This window comes from Pandoraea nosoerga, assembly GCF_902459585.1.
Classification (GTDB): domain Bacteria; phylum Pseudomonadota; class Gammaproteobacteria; order Burkholderiales; family Burkholderiaceae; genus Pandoraea; species Pandoraea nosoerga.
The window spans coordinates 13,918-35,273 of sequence record NZ_CABPSC010000004.1; the positions used below are offsets into that span (position 1 = coordinate 13,918).

15 protein-coding genes and 1 tRNA gene are annotated in these 21,356 nt (G+C 66.7%); 11 read left to right on the forward strand and 5 right to left on the reverse strand.

From position 1 onward, the window contains the following. Nucleotides 1-249 precede the first annotated feature (249 nt). Nucleotides 250-933, forward strand: coding sequence for a response regulator transcription factor (locus tag PNO31109_RS06835; protein WP_150554874.1), 684 nt, complete (start codon nucleotides 250-252; stop codon nucleotides 931-933). Nucleotides 934-968: 35 nt separating this feature from the next. On the opposite strand, the gene PNO31109_RS06840 is transcribed toward PNO31109_RS06835, so the two are convergent. From PNO31109_RS06840 to PNO31109_RS06860, 5 genes are all read right to left on the reverse strand, one after another. Further along, a complete protein-coding gene (locus tag PNO31109_RS06840; protein ID WP_174966307.1) occupies nucleotides 969-2,807 on the reverse strand; it encodes an ATP-binding response regulator in 1,839 nt (612 codons plus the stop codon). Nucleotides 2,808-3,355: 548 nt separating this feature from the next. Further along, nucleotides 3,356-4,054: a PqiC family protein gene (locus PNO31109_RS06845; RefSeq protein WP_150554876.1), complete on the reverse strand. Its 699-nt coding sequence runs from the start codon at nucleotides 4,052-4,054 to the stop codon at nucleotides 3,356-3,358. A 14-nt stretch (nucleotides 4,055-4,068) separates the two neighbouring features. Then, complete coding sequence (locus PNO31109_RS06850; protein WP_150554877.1) at nucleotides 4,069-5,733, reverse strand: PqiB family protein; 1,665 nt, start codon at nucleotides 5,731-5,733, stop codon at nucleotides 4,069-4,071. After that, a complete protein-coding gene (locus PNO31109_RS06855; protein WP_150554878.1) occupies nucleotides 5,726-6,370 on the reverse strand; it encodes a paraquat-inducible protein A in 645 nt (214 codons plus the stop codon). Before PNO31109_RS06855 ends, PNO31109_RS06850 begins: the two co-directional genes overlap by 8 nt. Further along, nucleotides 6,367-7,005, reverse strand: a complete 639-nt coding sequence (locus PNO31109_RS06860) for a paraquat-inducible protein A (RefSeq protein ID WP_244958138.1) — start codon at nucleotides 7,003-7,005, stop codon at nucleotides 6,367-6,369. The genes PNO31109_RS06855 and PNO31109_RS06860 overlap by 4 nt, the downstream gene beginning before the upstream one ends. A 207-nt stretch (nucleotides 7,006-7,212) precedes the next feature. Here PNO31109_RS06860 and fdnG point away from each other — a divergent pair, with 207 nt between their 5' ends. From fdnG to mgtA, 10 genes are all read left to right on the forward strand, one after another. Further along, nucleotides 7,213-10,281 (forward strand): formate dehydrogenase-N subunit alpha, encoded by a 3,069-nt coding sequence (gene fdnG, locus PNO31109_RS06865; protein ID WP_150554879.1) that lies wholly within the window; start codon nucleotides 7,213-7,215, stop codon nucleotides 10,279-10,281. Nucleotides 10,282-10,290: 9 nt separating this feature from the next. Then, on the forward strand, nucleotides 10,291-11,238 hold the full coding sequence (gene fdxH / locus PNO31109_RS06870) for a formate dehydrogenase subunit beta (protein ID WP_150554880.1): 948 nt from the start codon (nucleotides 10,291-10,293) through the stop codon (nucleotides 11,236-11,238). 2 nt (nucleotides 11,239-11,240) lie between these two features. Then, nucleotides 11,241-11,888, forward strand: a complete 648-nt coding sequence (locus PNO31109_RS06875; RefSeq protein ID WP_150554881.1) for a formate dehydrogenase subunit gamma — start codon at nucleotides 11,241-11,243, stop codon at nucleotides 11,886-11,888. A 51-nt stretch (nucleotides 11,889-11,939) separates the two neighbouring features. Next, complete coding sequence (fdhE, locus tag PNO31109_RS06880) at nucleotides 11,940-13,034, forward strand: formate dehydrogenase accessory protein FdhE (protein WP_150555131.1); 1,095 nt, start codon at nucleotides 11,940-11,942, stop codon at nucleotides 13,032-13,034. A gap of 4 nt (nucleotides 13,035-13,038) precedes the next feature. After that, entirely contained in the window at nucleotides 13,039-14,469 is a 1,431-nt protein-coding gene (gene selA, locus PNO31109_RS06885) for an L-seryl-tRNA(Sec) selenium transferase (protein WP_150554882.1), read from the forward strand. Continuing rightward, nucleotides 14,466-16,394: a selenocysteine-specific translation elongation factor gene (selB, locus tag PNO31109_RS06890; RefSeq protein ID WP_150554883.1), complete on the forward strand. Its 1,929-nt coding sequence runs from the start codon at nucleotides 14,466-14,468 to the stop codon at nucleotides 16,392-16,394. Before selA ends, selB begins: the two co-directional genes overlap by 4 nt. A 32-nt stretch (nucleotides 16,395-16,426) precedes the next feature. Continuing rightward, nucleotides 16,427-16,522: transfer RNA gene (locus PNO31109_RS06895), tRNA-Sec, on the forward strand. Nucleotides 16,523-16,682: 160 nt separating this feature from the next. Next, the gene (gene ribA / locus PNO31109_RS06900) at nucleotides 16,683-17,330 is read left to right on the forward strand and encodes a GTP cyclohydrolase II (protein ID WP_150554884.1); all 648 of its coding nucleotides are present in this window, start codon (nucleotides 16,683-16,685) and stop codon (nucleotides 17,328-17,330) included. 580 nt (nucleotides 17,331-17,910) lie between these two features. Next, the gene (locus tag PNO31109_RS06905) at nucleotides 17,911-18,258 is read left to right on the forward strand and encodes a hypothetical protein (protein WP_150554885.1); all 348 of its coding nucleotides are present in this window, start codon (nucleotides 17,911-17,913) and stop codon (nucleotides 18,256-18,258) included. 314 nt (nucleotides 18,259-18,572) lie between these two features. Next, entirely contained in the window at nucleotides 18,573-21,338 is a 2,766-nt protein-coding gene (gene mgtA, locus PNO31109_RS06910) for a magnesium-translocating P-type ATPase (protein WP_150554886.1), read from the forward strand. Nucleotides 21,339-21,356: the final 18 nt, after the last annotated feature.

A 21,356-nucleotide genomic window follows, 5' to 3' on the forward strand; every position in this document is an offset into this window, starting at 1 on the left:
ATCCCGTAATCGATTGCGCAATTCGTAATGTCGCGAGGCGGCATCGGGATTTTCCTGCCCTTTCGCGTTCGCGCGAGACGCGGTAGGCGCGCAAAGCGTGCGTGTGCAGCGGCCCGGGGGGCGATTTTCGTCTGGTGGGAAGGTCGGTCGAGGAATTTTTAGTACGCGACTTTCGATCAGCAATACGACATAATCGCCCGCACCGATTCACCACCGCATCGCGCGTTCCTTACGCGCGTGCCGCTGCCTGTGCCGACCGTTTTCCTCATCGACGACCATGCGATGTTCCGAGAGGGCTTGCTGCTCGCCTTGCGCGCGGCCGCGCCGGAGCTGGAGTTCGAGGCGTTCGCCGGCGGCGAGGCGGCGATCGCGGCGTTAGCCGGGCGTCCCGACGTGCGGGCGGTGATGGCGGATTTCTATTTGCCCGATCTGGCGGGGGCGGCGCTGCTTGGCCGGCTGCGCGCCGTGCGCCCGGATCTGCGGCTGCTCGTGATTTCCGCGTCGGAGGACCCGGCGGACGTTCGGTCGGCGCTCGCCGCCGGCGCACATGGCTTCGTTCACAAGTCGGCGGACAGCCGCACGCTGCTCCATGCCTTGCAGACGGTGCTGCGCGGCGGGCGCTATGGCGACGGCGACGGCGACACCGACGCCGGCGGCGGGATCGGCGCGGCGCGAATCGGTGACTCGTCCGGTCTTCCGGGCAGCGACATTTCCCTCTCGCAACGTCTCGCCGCGCTCACGCCGCGTCAGCGCGAGGTGCTCATGCTCGTCTGCGAGGGCCTGCGCAATAGCGAAATCGCCGCCCGACTCGGCATGACGGAGAAAACCGTCAAGGCTCACGTGTCGGCCGTGCTCGCCGCGCTTGGTGCGCTCAACCGCACGCAGGCAGCCGCGCTCGCGCGGCGCGGCGGACTGCTCGGCAAGCCGGCCTGACGCGCAATCGGCTGCCATGCAACGGTGGGCCGCCCTCAATCGATACCGGCCGCGTCGCTCGTGCCGCCGGCCGGCCCGGCCAGTGCCCGCTCGATCGTGCGTCTTAGCAGCAGCGCGTCGACAGGCTTGTGCAGCAACGGCCATGCGCGTGCAGACGCTTCGACGATGCGCTGCGGATCGGTGTCCCCGCTGATCAGCACGGCCGGGATCGAGTCGTCGGCGAATTCCTCGTGGAGGCGGTCGATGGCGTCGATGCCCGTCTCGTGCTCGCGCAGCCGAAAGTCGCTCAGAATCAGCGCCGGCTTGACCCCGGCCGCCACGGCCGCGAGCACGATCTCGTCGCCGCTGCCGCCTCCCACGGTGCGATAGCCCCACGCGTCGAGCAATAGACGAAGGCCGTTGAGGTTCTCGGCGTCGTCTTCGATCACGCAAACGAGCGACGCCGAGGCGGCATTGGCGCCGCCGGAACATACGCAAGGCGATGCGGTATGGGCAGGCGCCGCCGAAACGCGCGCCGTCGCCTCCTCGGCGATGGGGACCGTCAATGCGAACACGCTGCCGCGTCCGGGCGCGGAGCGCAGCGTGAGCGAATGGCCGAGCAGGTCGGCCGTGCGACGCACGATGGCAAGCCCGAGGCCGAGCCCCTTCGAGCGGTCGCGTTCCGGATTTCCGACCTGATGGAATTCCAGGAAGATCTTGTCGAGATCACCGTCCGCGATGCCCACGCCGGTGTCCCACACTTCGATGCGCACCGAGCGCCCACGGCGGCGCCAGCCAATCAATATGCCGCCCCGGTCGGTGTGCCGGATGGCGTTGTCGATCAGGTTGCGCAGGATGCGCTCGAGCAGCACCGGATCGGAGTACACCGTGATCGCGTCGCTGCGCTCGGGCGAAGCGCGCATGCCGTGAACTCGCAGAATCAGGCCCTTGGCGGCCGCCTGCGGTGCGTATTCGAGCTGCAACTGATCGATGAGCGGCGCCAGGCGCAGTGCGCGAGGCTTGGGCTGGATCACGCCGGCGTCCAGACGGGAGATGTTGAGCAGCCCGTCGAACAACTGCCCCATTGCCGCGGTGGCACGGCCGATGTGCTCGACGAGTTGACGGCTGCGTGCGTTGAGCTGTTGCTCGCGCAGTACGCCGACATACAGGCTCAGCGCATGCACGGGCTGACGCAGGTCGTGGCTGGCGGCGGCGAGAAAGCGCGATTTCGCCACGTTGCTGCGCTCGGCCGTGTCGCGCTCCACGGCGAGTCTCGCCATCAGCTCGTCGTTCTCGAACCGCATGGCCAGCGAATCGATCTGCGTGCGGTACATGCGGTGGGCGAACGCGAGCGTCACCGCCAGGTACACGACACCGGCCGCGGCGAGCGTGGTCGGGATGGTGCCGCCGAGCGAGGCGAGCGCGATGAAGCTCGGTGCGTAGTACGGGACTTCGAACGCCCACAGCACCGGCGGATGGATGCAATACGCGTAGATCGCGCCGGTGCCCAGCGTGAGCAGGCCAACGATCATGAACATCTGCTGCGCCGCCGGGGCGTGCCAGAGCCAGAACGCATACGGGATGCCCCAGAGCAGGCCGGCGGCGAACGCGCCGACGCGCGTTCGCCGGTCCCAACGGCGCAGGGCTTCGATATCGGTGTCGCGCAAGCGTTCTCGCTCCGATGCCGCCGGCCTGGCGCGTTGCCGGGCGGGGCCCGGATACGTGAGGAGCGACGCCGTTCGGCAAAGCGTGAGCAGGGCCTGAGCGCCACCCCAGACGAGCAGGTCGCGAAGGGGGAACACCTCCCGCAGTACCGCGACGATGAGCCAGACAGTGAGGAAGGAGCCTGCCAGGGAGACCGGCAGGTTGGCGCGCAGGGCGGCGAGCCGCGCCACATAAATGTCGCGTGCGTGCGTCGCGCTGGCAGCCGCCCGGCGGTCTTGCCGCGGCGTCGCCGCGCGCGGTGGGGACGAAGGCGAGGATGAAGAAGACGACGGCGCGGCGGGCGTGTCCCGCCTGTCAGGTGTCTCGGCGGGACCGGGAGCGTCAGGGACGTGTGGCGTCACGAGGCAGCGGAGTGAGGGCGTGAGCGGGCCGAATGCGGGCCGAATGCCGGGCAGTCGGGCGAATGCGTGATGGCCCCGAGTCTCCCACAGAAAAAACCGCCGTGCATGGGACTTTAGTCCAATGCGCGGGGGCCTTCGAGACGCTATCGTTGTCATGGCTCCACACACTCGCAAGGGACGGTCGACGCATGCCCCGAGCCCGTGGGCGGCTTGCGTTATCGATGTGAGCGTGAGGAGCGCGGGGGGGCGGGTCTTCCGGCGAAGATGGCCTGCGACCCGCCGGGAACGGGCCGGTCCTGTCGGGGGGCAGGGCCGGCGGTTCTTGAGGGCGCCGCCGTGCGTCGCGGCGCCGCATCGGGCACGCCGGCTGCCGCGATTCAGTTCTGGCAGCGTGGCGTTGCCGCACCCTGGGCGCTGACGGCGATGGCGTCGCCGATGCCCCGCGCCAGGCGCTCGACGAGCCGGCGTTGTGCGGCCACGACGCCGTCGATGTCGCCCGCGGCCGGCTCCGTCGCGTTGAAGCGGCAGGTGAGCACCAAGTCGCCCGGCACGCGGCGCACCGACCAGACGGCCGTGAGCGCGGCCTGCTCGCCCGGCACGGATTCGAAGCGCTGCACCGACGTCGCGACGCGATACACCGCGAGGCCATCCGCGCGCGGCAGGCCGTACACATCCATGGCGCCGAGACGCTGCGTCAGATCCCGCGAGATGGCCGACGTCAGCTCCGTCTTGAGCGGCGCGGCCCAGCGCGATTCCTCCAGAATGTCGACACGCCCGCCGCCGCGTGTGACCACGATCTGAGGCCGATCGACCTGCTCCGGCACGCTGACGGGCGAGACCTCCAGCGCATACGGGGCGGCGGGGGCGCCGGCTGGGATCGCTGGGGACGCCGTGGTCGCTGCGGTAGCCGCGGCCATGGGGGCTTGCGGCGATGACGCGGACGAGGCGGAAGAGGAAGCCAGCGTGTCGCTCAGCGTGTAGAAGCGCGACGGCGGCGAGGCGCAGCCGGCCAGTGCGGCCGCAGCGAGTGCCGCAAGCGCGGTGTGCAGGGCGCCGGGGCGCGAACGGCGAGTCATGGCAGTCGGTCTCGTCATGGTTGCGGATCCTTCGGTTTGCCGCGCAATAGCGCCTCGGGATGCATCTGCAGGTATTCGGCGAGCGTGTTGAGCGAGCGCAGGGTCCTGGTCAGCTCCTGCATCGCCTGGCGGACGTCCTGCTGCACCGGCGCGTCTTCGGAGAGCGTGCGCTCGGCGGCGCCGAAGCTCTTTTTCGCCTCGCCCAGCGTGGCCTTCGCTTCCGGCGCAATTTCCGCGTCGAGCTGACGGAACAGGCCCTGCGCGCTCTCGAGCGTCTTGTCGAGCTTGCGCAGCGACGCGTCGAGGTTCTGCCCGATGCTGTCGAACGGAATCTTGTCGAGCTTGGTCGCGATGTCGGCGATCTGCAACTGCAACTGGTCGAGCGTATTGGGCACGGTCGGCAGGTACACCACGCTGTCGACTTCCTCGGCCTTCGCAGGCTTGGCGTTCGGGAAGAAGTCGAGCGCAACGTACAACTGTCCGGTCAGCAGGTTGCCGGTGCGCAACTGGCCGCGCAGCCCGTTGGCGACGAGCGCATCCAGAATCTGACGACTCACGGCCCTGTTGGACGGAACGTCGCTCTTCGGGTCGCGCCGGCGCAGGCGGTCCGGATAGAGCTGCACCGTGACCGGCATGTTGATCTGCTTGGTCGCCCGGTCGAACTCCACGCCGATCGACGTCACCTCGCCGAGCGTGATGCCCCGGAAATCCACCGGTGCGCCCACGACCAGGCCGCGCAGCGATTGCTGGAAGCGGAACACGACGGTCACCGGGTGCGTGTCCGGCGACTTCATCGCGGAGGCTTCGTCCGGCGCGAGGCGGAACTCCTGTCCGGCCTTGGCCATTACGCCGGCGCCGGCGTCGTTGGGCGCCTGGAAGGCGATGCCGCCGATCACCACCGAGGCGAGCGACTGCGTATTGACCTGGAAACCGCTCGAGTCGAGCCGTAAATCGATGCCGCTCGCATGCCAGAAACGGGTGTTGCTGCCCACGTACTGGTCATACGGCGCTTGCACGAACACCCGCAGCGTCACGCCCTTGCCGTCGGGATCGAGCGAGAACGCTTCGACCTGACCGACCTGAATGCGCCGGTAGTAGACGGGCGAGCCGATGTCGAGCGAGCCGATGTCGGTCGCATGCAGCACGAACGGCTTGCCCGGCTGACCGCTGGAGACCACCGGCGGCACTTCGAGTCCCTGGAAATGGTTGGACGATTCCGTCGACTTGCCGGCGTCGGCGCCGATGTACGCGCCCGAGAGCAGCGTCGACAGGCCCGACACGCTGCCGCCGGCCACGCGCGGGCGCACCACCCACCAGCGCGAGCCCTTCACCGCGAACTTCTTGGCGTTCTTCGTGAGATCGACGCTCACCCGAACGTGCGAGAGGTCGTCGGAGAGCTCGATGCTCTTGACCGTGCCGATGTCGACTTCCTTGTACTTGACCTTCGTCTTGCCGGCCTCGAGCCCTTCGGCGGTCTTGAAGTCGATGACGATGCTCGGCCCGCGCTCGATGAGCGCCTTGGCCACGAGCGACAGCCCGATGACGGCGGCCACCAGCGGGATCAGCCAGACCAGCGAGGGCGCCCAGCGCTTGCGGGGCTCGATGGCGGGCGTGGGCAGCTCGTCGGGGCTGAGCGGGGGCGTGGCCTTGGGCTCTTGCTTGTCGTTCGGATCAGTCATGGTCGTCCTGTTCGGTGTCGTCGTCGCGGATCTGATCCCAGATCAGCCGAGGGTCGAACTGCATCGAGGCAAGCATCGTGAGCACGACCACCGAGCCGAACGCCACGATGCCGGGGCCGGCCTGAATCACGGCCAGCGACTGAATGTTCACGAGCGCTACCATCAGCGCGACAACGAAGACGTCGAGCATCGACCAGCGGCCGATGAACTCGACCATGTGATACAGCCGGGTGCGCTGATGCGGCTTCCAGCGCACGCCACGCTGTGCGGTGACGCACAGCAGCGACAGCGCGATGAGCTTGAGCATCGGGACGAGAATGCTCGCCGTGAAGACCACGATGGCAAGATCATATTCGCCGCTGGTCCAGAAGTAGATCACGCCGCTCATGATCGTGTCGCTGGAATTGCCGAGCAGGGAACGGGTCTGCATCATGGGCAATACGTTGGCGGGAATGTACAGGATCGCCGCGGCGATGAGCAAGGCCCAGGTGCGCGCGAGGCTGTCGACCTTGCGCTGATGCAGGACCGTGCCGCACCGCGGGCAGCGCGCCTTCTCCACCGTGCGCACTGCGCGCGCGAGCCGCCCGCACACCGTGCAGGCGACGAGGCCGGCGTCCTTGGCGGAGAGGTATTTCATCGGGAGGCCGTTCGGGAGGCAGGCGACACGCCCGGCGCCGGCGTGCGGTCGATCACGAGCCACAGGTTGCGCAGATCGTAGGAGAGGACCATGGCAAGCAGGACGGTGAGCGCACCGAACGCCCACAGGGCGACGCCGGGCAGCACGCTTGCCATGGCCGATAGCTTGACCAGCGAAACAAGCACGCCGAGCATGAACACTTCGATCATGCCCCAAGGGCGGCAGAGCTCGATGGCGCGCATGACCGCGAAAACACCATAGGGGCGACGGCCAAGGGAGAGCGGGCCGATCAGGTGAACGAGCGCGAGCAGTTGGGACAGGGGAAACAGTACGGTGGTGGCGAAGACCAGCAGCGCGACGAGCCACATGCCTTCGCGATACAGCGCCCACGCCGCGCCCACGAGCGTGGTCTCGGTGTAGATGCCCTGCACCTCGATTTCCACGATGGGGAAAGCGTTCGCGATGGCAAACACGATCAGGCAGGTCACGGTGAGCGCAAGCACGCGCGACAGACGCAGGTCCGGTGGGCGGTAGAGCACCGAGTGGCAGCGCACGCATCGGGCGGTTTCATGCGGCGGCAGCTCGCGGCGACGATGCAGCGTGTCGCAGTTCGGGCAGGCAATCAGGTTCGCCACGTCGTCTTCTGGGGGCAATGTGTCCATTACCAGGGAGGCGCTGACCAAGTGACGCTCAGAATACCAAATCATCAGCTTAGTTCCTATATGTTGCGACGCAACGGAACTTTCGGCATGGTTTGTGCTAAGTCACGAAAAATCCGCCGTCTTTGCTCTATACTCAACAGACTCCCGCAAAGTTTCAAAAGAATTGAGGAGAAATCCCCCATGCTAAACATGTCGAGGCGCCAGTTCCTCAAGGTGAGCGGAGCCACGCTTGCCGGGTCGAGCCTGGCAATGCTCGGGTTCGCGCCCGAGGCGGCACTGGCGGAGGTGCGCCAGTTCAAGCTCGCGCGAGCGACCGAGACGCGCAACACCTGCCCGTATTGCTCCGTGGCGTGCGGCATTCTGATGTATAGCTACGGCGACGGCGCCAAGAACGCCAAGAAGAGCGTCTTTCACATCGAGGGCGATCCGGACCACCCGGTCAACCGCGGCACCCTTTGCCCCAAGGGCGCGAGCCTGATCGACTTCATCCACAGCCCGAACCGCCTCATGTATCCGGAGTACCGCAAGCCGGGCTCGGACAAGTGGGAGCGCATTTCGTGGGACGACGCGCTCGATCGCATCGCCAAGCTGATGAAGGAAGACCGCGACGCGAACTTCGTCGAGAAGACGGACGACGGCCTGACGGTCAACCGCTGGCTCACCACGGGCATGCTGGCCGCCTCGGCATCGAGCAACGAAGTCGGTTACATCACGCACAAGGTCATCCGCAGTACCGGGATGCTGGGATTCGACAACCAGGCGCGTGTCTGACACGGCCCGACGGTGGCAGGTCTTGCCCCGACGTTTGGCCGTGGTGCGATGACGAACCATTGGGTCGACATCAAGAACGCGGATCTGGTGCTCATCATGGGCGGCAACGCAGCCGAGGCGCACCCGTGCGGTTTCAAGTGGGTGACCGAGGCGAAGGCGCACAACAAGGCGCGCCTGATCGTCGTCGACCCGCGCTTCAACCGTTCGGCATCGGTCGCGGACTATTACGCCCCGATCCGCACCGGCACGGATATCGTCTTCCTCGGCGGGTTGATCAACTACCTGCTCACGAACGACAAGATTCAGCACGAATACGTCAAGAACTACACGGACTTCACGTTCCTGGTGAAGGACGAGTTCACGTTCGAGGACGGCATCTACTCGGGCTACAACGCCGAGAAGCGCACCTACGACAAGAGCTCCTGGGACTACCAGAAGGGCCCGGACGGTTATGTCCTGACCGATCCGACGCTGCAGCATCCGCGCACGGTGTACCAGCTGATGAAGCAGCACTATTCGCGCTACACGATCGAGATGGTCGAGCGCGTGTGCGGCACGCCGGCCGACAAGGTCGAGTACATCTACAAGCAGATTGCCGAGTGCGCCTCGCCCACGCGCAACATGACGATCATGTATGCGCTCGGCTGGACGCAGCACTCGATCGGCTCGCAGATGATCCGTACCGGCGCGATGGTGCAACTGCTGCTGGGCAACATCGGCGTGGCCGGCGGCGGCATGAACGCGCTGCGCGGTCACTCGAACATCCAGGGCCTGACCGACCTGGGGCTGATGACCGATCTGCTGCCGGGCTACATGACCTTGCCCAAGCAGGCCGAGCAGACCGTCGAGCAGTACCTCGCGGCGCGCACGCAAAAGCCGCTGCGTCCGAACCAGCTCAGCTACTGGCAGAACTATCCGAAGTTCTACGTGAGCCTGATGAAGGCGTGGTGGGGAGATGCGGCCACCGCCGAGAACCACTGGGCCTACGACTATCTGCCCAAGCTCGACAAGCCGTATGACCTGCTGCAGGTGCTCGAGCTGATGAATCAGGGCAAGATGACCGGCTATATCGCCCAGGGCTTCAACCCGATCGCGGCGGCGCCGGCCAAGTTCAAGTGGGACCAGGCGCTCGCCAAGCTCAAGTTCCTCGTGATCATGGACCCGCTGGCCACGGAGACGTCGGAGTTCTGGCGCAACTTCGGCGAGCACAACAATGTGGATTCCAGCAAGATCCAGACGGAAGTGTTCCGCCTGCCGACGACCTGCTTCGCCGAGGAAGACGGCGCCCTGGTCAACTCGGGCCGCTGGCTGCAATGGCACTGGAAGGGCGCCGAGCCGCCGGGCGAGGCTCGCACGGACATCGAGATCATGACCGGGTTGTTCCTGCGTCTGCGCGAGATGTACAAGACGCAGGGCGGCAAGTTCCCCGATCCGATCGTCAATCTGTCGTGGCCCTATGCGCGCCCGGAGAGCCCGACGCCGGAAGAAATCGCCAAGGAATACAACGGCCGCGCGCTCAAGGACCTCGTCGATCCGAAGGACCCGACCAAGGTCACGCGCAAGGCCGGCGAGCAGTTGGCGGGTTTTGCGGAACTCAAGGACGATGGCAGCACGTCGTCGGGCTGCTGGATCTTCGCGGGCGCATGGACGCAGGCGGGCAACCAGATGGCGCGCCGCGACAACAGCGACCCGACCGGCATCGGCCAGACGCTGAACTGGGCGTGGGCGTGGCCGGCGAACCGGCGCATTCTGTACAACCGCGCCTCGTCCGACCCCGCGGGCAAGCCGTTCAACCCGAACCGCAAGCTGGTCTGGTGGAACGGCAAGACCTGGACCGGCGCCGACGTGCCCGACTTCAAGCTCGACGAAGATCCGGCCGGCGGCATGAACCCGTTCATCATGAACCCCGAGGGCGTGGCGCGCTTCTTCGCGAAGGGCGCCATGGCCGAAGGCCCGTTCCCGGAGCATTACGAGCCGTTCGAGACGCCGCTGGGCTACAACCCGCTGCATCCGAAGCAGCCCAAGGCCACGAGCAACCCGGGCGCCCGCGTGTTTCCGGACGACCTGGCCGCGATGGGCACGGTAGACAAGTTCCCTTACGTGGCCACGACCTACCGTCTGACCGAGCATTTCCACTACTGGACCAAGCACGCGTTGCTCAACTCGATCATCCAGCCCGAGCAGTTCGTCGAGATCGGCGAAGCGCTCGCGAAGGAGATCGGCATTGTGGCGGGCGACACGGTCAAGGTCTCGTCCAACCGCGGCTTCATCAAGGCCAAGGCGGTCGTGACCAAGCGCATTCGTGCGCTCAAGGTGGACGGCAAGACGATTCACCACGTGGGCATTCCGATCCACTGGGGCTTCAAGGGGCTGACCAAACCCGGATTCCTCGCGAACACGCTCACGCCCATCGTGGGCGACGGCAACTCGCAGACGCCCGAGTTCAAGTCATTCCTGGTGAAGGTCGAGAAGGCATAAGGGGGCGCCATGGCATTGCAATCACTGGATATCAAACGGCGCTCGGCTACCACGCTGCCGTCGCCCTCCGTGCGTGAAGCGCATACGGGCGACGTCGCCAAGCTCATCGATACGTCGAAGTGCATCGGCTGCAAGGCGTGCCAGACGGCGTGCATGGAATGGAACGATCTGCGCGACGAGGTCGGTACGACCGTCGGCGTGTACGACAACCCGGCCGATCTCACGGCGGACTCGTGGACGCTCATGCGCTTTACCGAGTACGAGAACCCGAAGGGCGACCTCGAGTGGCTCATCCGCAAGGACGGCTGCATGCATTGCGAGGACCCGGGCTGCCTGAAGGCGTGCCCGTCGCCGGGGGCCATCGTGCAGTATGCGAACGGCATCGTCGACTTCCACGAGGAAGCCTGCATCGGCTGCGGGTACTGCATCACCGGGTGCCCGTTCAACATTCCGCGCATTTCGCAGAAGGATCACAAGGCGTACAAGTGCACGCTGTGTTCGGACCGCGTGTCCGTCGGGTTGGAGCCGGCCTGCGTGAAGACGTGTCCGACCGGCGCGATCATGTTCGGCACGAAGGACGCCATGAAGGATCAGGCGGCCGAGCGCATCGAGGACCTGAAGTCGCGCGGCTTCGATAACGCGGGGCTGTACGACCCGGCCGGCGTGGGCGGCACGCACGTGATGTACGTACTGCACCATGCCGACAAGCCGTCGCTGTATCACGGCCTGCCGGACAATCCGCGCATCAGCCCGATGGTGACGTTCTGGAAGGGCATTGCCAAACCGCTTGGCGTGGCCGCGATGGCGCTCACCGCGCTGGCCGGCTTCTTCCATTACATCAAGTCCGGTCCGAACGAGACGACCGAGGAAGACGAAGAGCAAGCCCGCCGCTACGACGCCTCCCGCAAGGGCGGCCCCGACGGCCAGAAAGGCGTTGTCACGTACGAGGAGGTCTGACCATGTCGCAGGAACACAGCGATCGCAAGCGTGTCGACGGCGATCTGATCGAGCGCTACAACGCGGCCGAGCGCATCAACCACTGGATCGTCGCGGGCACGTTCATTCTGCTCGCGCTCTCTGGTCTGGCGCTGTTCCACCCGTCGATGTTCTGGCTTACCAATCTCTTCGGCGGCGGGCCGTGGACGCGCATTCTGCATCCGTTCATCGGCCTGGTGATGTTCGTCGCGTTCATCTGGCTTGCGTTGCGGCTCGCCCGCTACAACAAGTTCGAGCCGCGCGACACCGAATGGATGAAGAAGATCGGCGACGTGCTCGGCAACCGTGAGGAAAATCTGCCGGAAGTCGGGCGCTACAACGCCGGACAGAAGCTGCTTTTCTACGTGATGGTGTTGTGCATGATCGGGCTGCTGCTCTCGGGCATCGTGATCTGGCGCGCGTACTTCGCGTTCTACTTCCCGATCTGGGTAATCCGTCTCGCCTCGGATGTGCACGCGGTGTGTGCATTCGTATTGATTTGCGGCATCATTACGCACATCTACGCGGCGATCTGGATCAAGGGCTCCGTGCGCGCCATGACGCGCGGAACCGTCACCCGCGGCTGGGCGTGGAAACACCACCGCGCCTGGTACAAGCAGCTCAACAAATAAGTCCGGCCCCGGCGGCCGGACACTCTGACGAGGCCGGCCACCTTGCAACGCATTCTCCAACCCGGACAGATCGAGTCCCTCGATCGCACTGCCATTCCCCGTCTGCGCATGCCGCAACGCGCCGAGGTCTTCTCGGCGCGGGCGGGGCGTTTGCGCCAGCTCGCCGACGGCCATCCGCTCGGCGACTATCTGCGCCTCATGGCCGCAGTGGCCGACGCCCAGCAGCGGTTGGTCGATACGCTGGATGCGCCGCGCCCCTCGCCCGAAGCCATTGCCCGGGCACAGCAACATTGCATGCCGCTCGTGCCGGCGACAGGCGGCTACGAAGCCGGCCGCTGGCAGCCGCTGCTCGTGCCGTTGCTCGACGCCGTGGTGGCCCAGTCGGGCGTTCCGGCCGGCGTGCGCGGCGTGCTCGACAGGATTCGCAACGCGGATCCCGCGGCGCTCGACGCGTCGGCGCAGTCGCTGCTCGCCGGCCACGGCAAGGGCGTGGACCCGGCCAGCGCGCCATTCCTGATGGCGGCGCTGCAAGTGCTGTGGACGGGCGTGGCGAGCCGTTTCGACGCGGGCGAAGTGCCGATGCTCGACGTCCCCAACGTGTGCCCGGTGTGCGGCACGCTGCCGGTGGCCAGCGTGGTGCGCATTGGCGGCCCACACGAGGGCTATCGCTATCTCGCGTGCGGTCTGTGCTCGACCGAGTGGCACATGGTGCGCGTGAAGTGCTCGCATTGCGAAGCGAGCGAGCATGTCGCCTATCACGTCGTCGACGCGGCCGGCGACACCGCGGCGCTCGACGCCAAGGCCGCTAAGGTCGCTAAGGCGCTTGATGTGGAATCCGGGCAACCGGCGTCATCCGGGCAATCGGCGCAATCAGCGCCGGCGGACGAAGGCGAAGCGCCCGCCGAGGGGCGCACTAAGCGCCATGGACTCGATGAGGCGGCCAGGCGCGTGGCGTCCTCGCCGATTCGCGCCGAATCGTGCGACGACTGCCATAGCTATCGCAAGATCTTCTACCAGGACAAGGACCCGTTCGTCGAGCCCGTTGCCGACGATCTCGCGAGCCTCGCCCTCGACGTGCTGATGGGGGAAGCGGGGTATGCCCGGGCCAACGGCAATCCGTTGCTCTGGCAAAGCGCCGAGGAGTAAGCGAATGGTCGAGCATGATCGTGAGCTGGCCAGGGCGTCGGATCTGCCGTCGCTGGACCGGCTGCTGGGCATGCCCGAGTTCCAGGCGCTGCTCGCCGAGTTTGGCCGCACACAAGTGACCGCCGCATTGCGCGGCGATCTCGACGAGTGCCGCGCCGCTGCGCTGGCCGGCGCGCTGGCGCGTGAGGCGGTGACATCCGCGGCCTTCGCGGGGCGTGTTTCGCAATCGCTCGCGGCGCGCAACCGGAGCGCTCTGCGCCCGGTGTTCAACCTCACGGGAACGGTGCTCCACACGAATCTCGGCCGGGCGTTGCTGCCCGACTCGGCGCTCGAAGCCGTCATGCAGGCGCTCACGTCGCCGGCGAATCTGGAGTTCGATCTCGCCACGGGCGGGCGGGGCGACCGCGACGATCTCATCGCGCCCTTGCTGTGCGAGCTGACCGGCGGCGAGGCCGCGACCGTCGTGAACAACAATGCCGCAGCCGTGCTCCTGATGCTGGCGACGCTCGCGAAACGCCGCGAAGTCGTGGTCTCGCGCGGCGAGCTGGTGGAGATCGGCGGCGCGTTTCGCATTCCCGACATCATGACGCACGCGGGAGCGAAGCTCGTCGAAGTCGGCACGACCAATCGCACGCACGCGGCCGACTATCGCGATGCCATCGGCGAGAAGACGGCGCTGCTCATGAAGGTGCATTGCAGCAACTACGAAGTCACGGGCTTCACGAAAAGTGTGAGCGTGGCGGAGGTCGTGCAGATTGCGAAGCCGCACGGCGTTCCCGTAGCGGTCGACCTCGGCAGCGGCACGCTCGCGCCGCTCGAGCGCTGGGGACTCCCGCACGAGACGACCGTGCAAGAGACGATCGCCGCCGGGGCGGACCTCGTCACGTTCTCGGGCGACAAGCTGCTGGGCGGCCCGCAGGCGGGCATGATCGTGGGCCGCAAGGCGCTCATCGCCAAGATCAAGAGGCATCCGCTAAAGCGCGCGCTGCGCGTGGGCAAGCTCACGCTGGCCGCCCTGGAGCCGGTGCTGCGCCTTTACCGCGATCCCGAGCATCTGCCGGAGCGGCTCACCACGCTGCGCCTGCTCACGCGCTCGCGCGCCGAGATGGCCGCCCAGGCGGAGCGCCTTGCGCCGGTACTCGCGAAAGCGCTGGGCGAGGCTTATACCGTCGCCCCGGCGCCGATGGTCAGCCAGATCGGCAGCGGCGCGCTGCCCGTCGAGCAGTTGCCGAGCTACGGGCTGGCGATCGCACCGGCGGGCGGGGGCAAGCGCGGCGGCGGACGTGCGCTGGCGAAGCTCGAAGCGGCGCTGCGTGCGTTGCCGTATCCGGTCATCGGCCGCATCGCCGATCAGACGCTGTGGCTCGACCTGCGTTGCCTGGCGCCCGACAACGAAGCGCGTCTCGCGCTGCAATTTGCGGAGTTGCGGGCATGATCGTCGGTACGGCGGGGCACATCGATCACGGCAAGACGAGTCTCGTTCGTGCGCTGACCGGCGTCGACACGGACCGTCTCAAGGAAGAGAAGGCGCGCGGCATTTCGATCGAACTCGGCTATGCATACACGCCGTTGCCCGACGGCGAGGTGCTCGGCTTCATCGACGTGCCGGGGCACGAGAAATTGATTCACACGATGGCGGCCGGCGCGGTCGGCATCGACTATGCGTTGCTGGTGATCGCCGCCGACGACGGCATCATGCCGCAAACGCGCGAGCACCTGGCCATTCTCACGATGCTCGGCGTGCGGCGCGGCGTGGTGGCGCTCTCCAAGGCCGATCGCGTGGACGCGACTCGGCTCGCGCAGGTGGCGCGGGACATCGCGCAGTTCCTCGCGGGCACGCCGCTGGCGCAGGCAGCCATCGTGCCGGTGTCGGCGACGACGCCGGGGGACGCGGGCACTGCGGCGCTGCGCGAGCATCTGGTGCAGGCGGCGCTGGCGATGCAAGGCGAGGGGACGGCGGACCGTGCCGCTCACGTCGCGCGTCGTGAAGACGCCGTGTTTCGTCTTGCCGTCGATCGGGTTTTCACGTTGGCCGGTCACGGCACCGTGGTGACAGGCACGGCCTTTGCGGGCACGGTTCGCGTGGGCGATACGCTGACGGTGATGCCGCAGGGGCTGCCCGCTCGCGTGCGCAGCATTCATGCGCAGAACCGGCCGGTGGAGGCCGGGCGCGCGGGCGAGCGGTGCGCGTTGAACCTCGTGGGCGTGGAGCGTGATCAGCTCGGGCGCGGCGACTGGATCGTCGCGGCCGGACTATCGAAGCCCGCCAGGCATGTCGACGTCGAACTGCATTGGCTCGACGGCAATGCGCCGCTCTCGCAATGGTTTCCGCTGCACGTGCATCTGGGCACGACGCACGTGCAGGCCCGCACGGTGCTGCTCGACGGCGACACGCTCTCGCCTGGCGGCAAGATGCGCGTGCAACTGGTGTTCGACACACCGGTCTGCACGATGCCGGGCGATCGCTTCATCGTGCGCAATCCGCAGGCGACGGCGACCGTTGGCGGCGGGCGTGTGCTCGATCCGGCGGCGCCGGAGCGCAAGCGGCGCTCGCCAGCGCGGCTGGCGTGGCTCGATGCCATGGCGGCGTTTCTCGACGACGGCGGGCTCGATGCCTTGCTGGCGCAGTCGGCGTTTGGCCTGACGAGCGCACAGGTGGTGGCGATTACCGGCTTGCCGCCTGGGCAATGGCGGTGGCCGTCGAGTGCCGTGGTGCTTGCCGGCGCCGAGAGCCAGTCACTCGCGTTCGCGCCGCCGGCGTGGCAAACGTTGCGTGCGCGCGTGCTCGAGGCGCTGCGCGACTACCACGCACGCGTGCCGGACGAGCCGGGCCTGGACGTGGCTCGCTTGGGGCGAATGACGTGGCCGACGTTGGAGGCGTCGCGCTGGCGCGTGATCGTGCAGGCGCTCTTGACCGACGGCGCGCTGGCGCGAACGGGCGCATGGCTGCACCTGCCGTCGCACCGCGTCGAGATGACGGACGAGGAGACGGTACTGGCGCAGGCGCTCTTGCCGCGGGTGGCGCAGGGGCGCTTCGATCCGCCGTGGGTGCGCGACATGGGGCGCGAGCTGAACGTGCATGAAGACCGGGTGCGCTCGGTGCTGCGCAAGCTGGCGCGCCAGGGACGCGTTCATCAGATCGTGAAGGACCTGTTCTACGACGACGCGTGTGTGCGAGCGCTCGCCGACCTGATCGTGCAGGCCGACGGCAAGGTGGAGGCGGGGGCGTTTCGCGATGCCACCGGGCTCGGGCGCAAGCGCGCCATTCAGATTCTGGAGTTCTTCGATCGTGCGGGCTATACTCGCCGCGTTGGCGATCTGCACGTTCAGCGCCCCGGTGTCGTGTGGGGCGTCGTGTAGGTCTCGAAAGTATCGTTCATGCTTCATCCCAGGGAAGGCATCCGTATCCGGTGATGCGGCCGGGCTTCAAACCCGGTTGGGGGCGTCAGCCGCTCCCAGGTCGGTTCGACTCCGGCTGCCCTCCGCCACCGCGCTTTTGCGCAATACGCGCACGCGCCGCTGGCCGCATGCAACAGTGTGTTGCATGGCGCGGCCGGCCGAAAAACCGAAATGGCGGTACACTCCTAGCGCACGCCACCGCTGCCCGGTGGCTCGCCATTCCCAATTTCGGCCCGTTTGAACGTCATCATGAAGTCCCCTGGTACTGCCTCCGCCACGACCGCGCGCGACGCCGGCGAGTGTGTCGAGCTCGTCGCATCGGCGACGCTGCCGACCCGCTACGGCACCTTCACCTCTCACGCGTTTCGCGTCAAAGGCAGCGATAACGAACATCTGGCACTGGTGATGGGCGACGTCGCCGGCGACACGCCCACGCTCGTGCGTCTGCATTCGGAGTGCCTGACGGGGGACGTCTTCGGCTCCTACCGCTGCGATTGCGGCGAACAGCTCGACGCCGGCATGCGCAAGATCGCCGAGGCCGGGCGCGGCGTGATGCTGTATCTGCGCGGTCACGAAGGGCGCGGCATCGGCCTGAGCAACAAGATCCGGGCGTATCTGCTCCAGGAGCAGGGGCGGGACACCGTCGAGGCGAACCTCGATCTGGGCCTGCCCGACGACGCCCGCGAATACGACTCCGCCGCCGCTATCCTGCGCATTCTCGGCGTAAGCTCGGTGCGCCTCATGAGCAACAATCCGAAGAAGTTCGACACCCTTGCCAAGCACGGCATCCCGGTGTGCGAGCGCGTCGCGCTCGATATCCCGATGCGCGAGGAAAACGAACGCTACATCCGCACCAAGCAGCGCAAGTTCGGCCACTACTTCGAAGAGAACGAGTGAGCGCCGCGGCGACGCCGTGAAATGTCCCGTCGGCGCCATATCGGTTTTGGGAGATGGCCGATATCGCATTGCGCTTTGCCTTCGCCGCACCCGTCCCGCCAATCCCACTGAGTCCCGCTAAATCTCGCTGAATCTCGCGCCGGGCCTCGCGATGGGCCTCGCAACGGGCCGGTGCGGGCGGCGAGGGCGATGCGCAAACCATGGCACCGCACTGGTTGCGGCGCAGCAATTTCCGCTTGACGCTTCAAATTCGGCTCAGTTACCATCCGCCCTGTCTTCATTCGAGGGGTTTGTCCGTGAATACCGATGCCAGTTGTAGTCGACCGTTGATCGACTGATTGCCTGAGGATCCACAGCCATTCCCTGTGCCGCGTCCTCAAGCAGGATGCGGTGTCTTGCGCCACCCGAACGCTCGCCCGAGCGTAATCTTCCCGGCGTCATTCCCGCAGAAATTTCCACCGCCGTGCCCGTAACGGGCGCTGTCGTTGCGCGTGCGTTTTCCCGCATGCCACGACGCGCAGGTACGCGCCGGCCGTCCATCCCCCCGCGGTTGGGCGATTCGCTGCCATGCGAGGAAACCATGCGTGCTTTTCAAACGTTCCAGGCTTTCCAGAGCCACCCGACGCGCACCACGCCGGTGTCGCGTCTGACCATCGTCTGTCTGGCCGAGGCGCTCGGCGCCTTGCGCAAGCAGATGTTCATCGATCTCACCGCACTCGGCCTGCGCGCCACGCACGTGAGCATTACGCACTGGAGCGATCGCGACGTGGCCTCGGCCACGGTCACGCTCGATTGCCCGCAGGCCTCGCGCGCCTCGCTCACGTCTCTCGTCATGCGTCTGTCGGGTGAGCGCAGCGTGCGCCGCGTGTTCTGGTCCGACGATGGCCAGTGCAGCGCGTGCGCAGCCGCCACGGCCGCGCACGCCTGAGCGGCGCGACACCGGCGCCGAGCGCTAGCCGGGGCAGGGCGCTTGCCGCTGCCGAACGAGCGTAACCGAATACCACAAGGAGCCGATATGGACGACGACAGTAGCCGAATGTGGCCCGCCGGAATCGTGCGCGCGACGCACGACTCTCCGGCGGGCAATCCAATGCCAATCCTTTGCCGTTCCGTTTTCACCGACCGCGCGCCGCGCGGCGCGGCTGGGTGCGTTCGCGCTTATTTCCGGAGAGACGATTTTCGGTAGCGCCTGACGATGCCGGCCGGCCGCCATGCCAGCATAAGCCGCGCCAGGAAATCGTCATGACCAAGAACCTTCGTTCGCGCCACAAGCAACGTGGCTTCGTCGAACACTCGACACAGGCAGACCGCCCGCTCTCGGGCCCGGACGCCGTCACCCGGCTGGCCGCCCAGCCGCTGCACGACGTCTTCCACACACTGGGCACCGATCTGCGTGGCCTCCCGCTCGCCGAAGTCGGCCAGCGGCAGACTCGCTACGGCCCCAACGAAATCGCCCACGACAAGCCACCGCACTGGATCGTGCAGCTCTTCGGCGCTTTCCGCAATCCGTTCGTGATGGTGCTGCTCGTGCTGGCCGTCATCAGTTTTTTCACCGACGTCTATTTCGCCGCGCCCGACGATCACGACTACAAGGGCATCATCATCCTGCTCACGATGGTGACGATCAGCGGACTGCTGCGCTTCTTCTCCGAGTTTCGTTCGCTGCGTGCGGCCGAGAAGCTCAAGGCGATGGTGCGCACGACCGCGAGCGTGCGCCGCCGCGTGACCGTATCGGGCAAGCCGGAGCGTCACGAAGTCGCCATGCGCGAGCTGGTCGTGGGCGACATCGTGACGCTGCAGGCCGGCGACATGATCCCGGCCGACCTGCGTTTGATCGAGTCGCGCGACCTCTTCATCAGCCAGGCCGTGCTGACCGGCGAGGCGCTGCCTGTCGAGAAGTACGACACGCTGGGCGCCGTCGCACAGAAGTCCGCCGAAATCTCGGCCGCGAGCGCCGGCAAGGCAGGCAACGCCAGCCTGCTCGATCTCTCGAACATCTGCTTCATGGGCACGAACGTGGTGAGCGGCACGGCCACGGGCGTGGTCGTCGCGACTGCCGGCGACACCTATTTCGGCGCACTGGCCAGGAACGTGGTCAGCCACAAGCGCGTGGAGACGAGCTTCGATCGCGGCGTGAACAGCGTGAGCTGGCTGCTCATCCGCTTCATGCTCGTGATGGTGCCGGTCGTGTTCATGATCAACGGCCTGACCAAGGGCGACTGGCTGAGCGCGCTGACCTTCGCGCTGGCCGTGGCCGTGGGTCTCACGCCGGAGATGCTGCCGATGATCGTGAGCGCCAACCTCGCGCGTGGGGCACTGGCGATGTCGCGCCGCAAGGTGGTGGTCAAGCGGCTGAACTCCGTACAGAACTTCGGCGCGATGGACGTGCTGTGCACCGACAAGACGGGCACGCTCACGCAGGACCGCATCATTCTGGAGCAGCATCTCGACGTGACGGGCGACGAGCACGAAGACGTGTTGCGTCTGGGCTGGCTCAACAGCTATCACCAGAGCGGTCAGCGCAATCTGATCGACGTGGCCATCATCCGCCGCGCCAACGAGATCGGTGAGTCGGTGCAGCCGCGCACGTTCGCGAAGATCGACGAACTGCCGTTCGACTTCGAGCGTCGCCGTCTGTCGGTCGTGGTCGCCAACGAGCGCGGTGAGCACCTGATGGTCACCAAGGGCGCCGTCGAGGAAATGCTCTCGGTGTCGACGCACGTGAGAACGCCCCAGGGCGTGCGCGTGCTCGACGACACGGCGCGCGCCATGCTGCTCGCGCGCGCCGAGGCATACAACGAAGACGGCTTTCGCGTGCTTGTCGTGGCCACGCGCGACATTCCGGCTGGCCAGACCAAGGCGCAATACCAGACGTCCGACGAGGCCGGGCTCACCGTATGCGGCTTTCTCACCTTCCTCGATCCCCCGAAGGACTCGGCCGCACCGGCCATCGCCGCGCTGCGCGATCACGGCGTGAGCGTGAAGGTGCTCACCGGCGACAACCCTATCGTCACGATGAAGGTTTGCCGTCAGGTCGGACTGGAGCCGGGCACGCCGCTTCTCGGCAGCGACATCGAGCCGATGAGCGACGAGGCGCTGCGCGAGGCGGTCGGACGCACGACCGTCTTCGCCAAGCTCGCACCGCTGCACAAGGCACGCGTGGTCAAGGCGCTGCAGGCCAACGGCCACACCGTGGGCTTTCTGGGCGACGGCATCAACGACGCCCCCGCGTTGCGCGACGCCGACGTGGGCATCTCGGTGGACACCGGCGCCGACATCGCCAAGGAAACCGCCGACATCATCCTGCTCGAGAAGAGCCTGATGGTGCTGGAAGCAGGCGTGATCAAGGGCCGCGAGACGTTCGGGAACATCCTCAAGTACCTGAACATGACGGCCAGCTCGAACTTCGGCAACGTGTTCTCGGTCCTGGTGGCGAGCGCGTTCCTGCCCTGGGAGCCGATGCTCGCCATGCAGTTGCTCATCCAGAACCTCGTGTACGACATCTCGCAGATGTTCCTGCCGTGGGACCGCATGGATCCGGAGTTCCTGAAGAAACCGCGCAAGTGGGATGCGGGCAACATCCGCCGCTTCATGCTGTGGCTGGGCCCCACCTCGTCGGTGTTCGACATCACGACCTATGCGCTGATGTGGACGGTCTTCGGCGCCGGCGCGCTGTATCACGCCCATGGCGGCGATGCCGGTCAGGTGATCATGAACTCCGGCTGGTTCATCGAGGGACTGGTCTCGCAGACGCTGGTCGTGCATCTGCTGCGCACGCAGAAGATCCCGTTCCTGCAGAGCACGCCGGCGTTGCCGATCATGCTCTCGACCACGGTGGCAATCGCCATCGCGTGCTGGCTGCCGTATTCGCCGTTCGCAAGCGCGCTGGGTTTCGTCAGCCTGCCGTACTCGTACTTCTACTGGCTGGTGGCGACCATGTTCGGCTACATCGCGCTCGCACAGACCGTGAAGACGATCTACATCCGCCGCTTCGGCCGCTGGTTCTGAGTCGTCGCCGACTCCCGC